Genomic DNA, 2962 nt, shown 5'->3' on the forward strand with positions numbered 1-2962 from the left:
CGAGGGCGCGCCCGTGCTGGTCGGGATCACCGCGGACGGCCGTCGCGCGCCGCGTGCGGGCTACGCGGTCTACGACGGCGCCGGCGACGACGCCCGGAAGGTCGGCGAGATCACCTCCGGCGCGCTCTCGCCCACGCTCGGCCACCCGGTCGCGATGGCCTTCGTCGCCCCCGGCCTCGCGGAGGTCGGCTCGTCGCTCTTCGTCGACGTCCGCGGCACGCGCGTCGCGGCATCCGTCACCGCCCTGCCGTTCTACAAGCGCGGCGCCTGACCCACGACCCCTCCGACGGACGCACCGCCGGGCCCGCACCACACGACCACCACGAGGAGCACCCCATGACCGACCGCACCGACCTGAAGTACACCGCCGAGCACGAGTGGGTGAAGGTCGACGGCGACACCGTCACCGTCGGCATCACCGACTACGCCGCCGAGAAGCTCGGCGACGTCGTCTACGTCGACCTGCCCGACGCCGGCAGCACCGTCGTCGCCGGCACCGTCGTGGGCGAGATCGAGTCGACCAAGTCCGTCGGCGAGCTGTTCGCCCCGGTCGACGGCGAGGTCGTCGAGTCGAACCAGGCCGTCGTCGACTCGCCCGAGCTCGTCAACAGCGACCCCTACGGCGACGGATGGCTCCTGAAGCTCACCACCACGTCGCTGCCCGCCCTGCTCAGCCACGACGAGTACCGCGCCCTCACGGGCGAGTAGTCCCACCTCGAGGAAGACGATGACCACCAGCACCTCCACGGCCTTCGACGTCGACGCCTTCGGGCGCCGCCACATCGGCACCACCCCGCGCGACCACGAGTGGATGCTCGCCGCGCTCGGCTACGACTCGCTCGACGCGCTCATGGATGCGGCGGTGCCGAGCGCCATCCGCATGCACGAGGTGCTCGACTCGGTCATCCCGGCCGCGGCGACCGAGCGCGAGGCGCTCGCCGAGCTGCGCGCCCTCGCCGACGCGAACACGGTGCGCACGTCGATGATCGGCCTCGGCTACTCGGGCACGATCACGCCGGCCGTGATCCAGCGCAACGTGCTCGAGAACCCGAGCTGGTACACGGCCTACACGCCGTACCAGCCCGAGATCTCGCAGGGCCGCCTCGAGGCGCTCATCAACTTCCAGACGATGGTCACCGACCTCACCGGGCTCGACACCGCCAACGCGTCGATGCTCGACGAGGGCACGGCGGTCGTCGAGGGCATGCTGCTCGCGCGCCGCGCCTCGAAGTCGAAGTCGAACCGCTTCGTCGTGGACGCCGACGCGCTGCCGCAGACGCACGCGCTCCTTGCCTCGCGCGCCGAGGCCGTCGGCATCGAGCTGGTCGTCGCCGACCTCGACGAGACGACGGATGCCGCCGCGCTCGGCGAGCACTTCGGCGTCTTCGTGCAGTACCCGGGCGCGTCGGGCCGCGTGTGGGACCCGTCGGCGGTCATTGCCGCCTCGAAGGACCAGGGTGCGCTCGCCGTCGTCGCCGCCGACCTGCTCGCGATGGCGCTCATCACGAGCCCGGGCGAACTGGGGGCGGACGTCGCGGTCGGCACCTCGCAGCGCTTCGGCGTGCCGATGGGCTTCGGCGGCCCGCACGCCGGATACATGGCCGTGCGGAAGGGCCTCGAGCGCCAGCTCCCGGGCCGACTGGTCGGCGTCTCCCAGGACGCCGCCGGCCACCCCGCCTACCGGCTCAGCCTCCAGGCCCGCGAGCAGCACATCCGCCGCGAGAAGGCGACGTCGAACATCTGCACCGCGCAGGTCCTCCTCGCCGTCATGGCGTCGATGTACGCCGTGTACCACGGGCCGCGAGGCATCCGTCACATCGCCGTGACCACGGCGGCGAAGGCGAAGGCGCTCGCCGACGTGCTCGGCGGGTTCGGGCTGACGCTCGCGCACGACGCGTACTTCGACACGATCCGCGTGCACGTGCCGGGGCTCGCCGCGAACGTCGTCGCGAGGGCCCGCGACCTCGGCGTGAACCTCTGGGAGGCCGATGAGGCGACCGTGCACGTCGCCGTCGACGAGACGACCACCGAGGCCGAGCTCTCGCTCGTCGTCGAGGCGTTCGGGTTCGACCCACGCACCGAGGTGCCGGTCGCGCTCCGCGAACTGCCCGCGAGCCTGCCCGCGGCGCAGCGTCGCACGTCGCCGTACCTCGAGCACCCCGTGTTCAACACGCACCAGTCCGAGACGCAGATGATGCGGTACCTCAAGACCCTCGCCGATCGCGACTACGCGCTCGACCGCGGCATGATCCCGCTGGGTTCGTGCACCATGAAGCTCAACGCGGCGACCGAGATGCAGGCCGTCACGTGGCCCGAGTTCGCGAACCTGCACCCCTTCGCGCCCGAGGCCGACGTCGTCGGGTCGCTCGGGCTCATCGAGCAGCTCGAGAGCTGGCTCGCCGAGGTCACCGGCTACGACACCGTGTCGCTGCAGCCCAACGCGGGCAGCCAGGGCGAGCTCGCGGGCCTGCTCGCCATCCGGGGCTACCACCTCGCGAACGGAGACGACGAGCGGGACGTCTGCCTCATCCCGTCGAGCGCGCACGGCACGAACGCCGCGTCGGCGGTGCTCGCCGGCATGAAGGTCGCGGTCGTCGCGACCGACGAGCTCGGCAACGTCGACCTCGACGACCTCCGCGCGAAGATCGCCGCGCACGCCGAGCACATCGCCGCCCTCATGATCACCTACCCGTCGACGCACGGCGTCTACGAGCACGAGGTGAAGGAGATCACGCAGGCGGTGCACGACGCCGGCGGCCAGGTCTACATCGACGGCGCGAACCTCAACGCGCTCCTCGGCTTCGCCCGCTTCGGCGACGTCGGCGGCGACGTCTCGCACCTCAACCTGCACAAGACGTTCTGCATCCCGCACGGCGGCGGCGGCCCGGGCGTCGGCCCGGTCGCGGCGAAGGCGCACCTCGCGCCCTACCTGCCCGGCCACCCGATGGCCCAGCGCGCCGAC

The 2962-nt window shown here is 72.1% G+C and carries 3 protein-coding genes; all 3 read left to right on the forward strand.

All coding sequences use genetic code 11. The features are described 5' to 3' along the window. Positions 1-271 (forward strand): glycine cleavage T C-terminal barrel domain-containing protein (locus tag ESO86_RS14635; RefSeq protein WP_277985235.1); only part of this gene is annotated, 271 nt, incomplete at its 5' end. 65 nt (positions 272-336) lie between these two features. After that, the gene (gcvH, locus tag ESO86_RS14640) at positions 337-708 is read left to right on the forward strand and encodes a glycine cleavage system protein GcvH (RefSeq protein WP_129235648.1); all 372 of its coding nucleotides are present in this window, start codon (positions 337-339) and stop codon (positions 706-708) included. Between the two features lie 19 nt (positions 709-727). Next, the coding region (gene gcvP, locus ESO86_RS14645; RefSeq protein ID WP_129235649.1) for an aminomethyl-transferring glycine dehydrogenase at positions 728-2962 on the forward strand (2235 nt) is incomplete at its 3' end.

Origin of the sequence: Agromyces binzhouensis (genome assembly GCF_004135055.1) — a bacterium.
Lineage (GTDB): Bacteria > Actinomycetota > Actinomycetes > Actinomycetales > Microbacteriaceae > Agromyces > Agromyces binzhouensis.

Bases quoted from the DNA above. Each gene is read 5' to 3' on its own strand.
- gcvH (WP_129235648.1), top strand. From the start codon at position 337: ATGACCGACCGCACCGACCTGAAGTACACCGCCGAGCACGAGTGGGTG.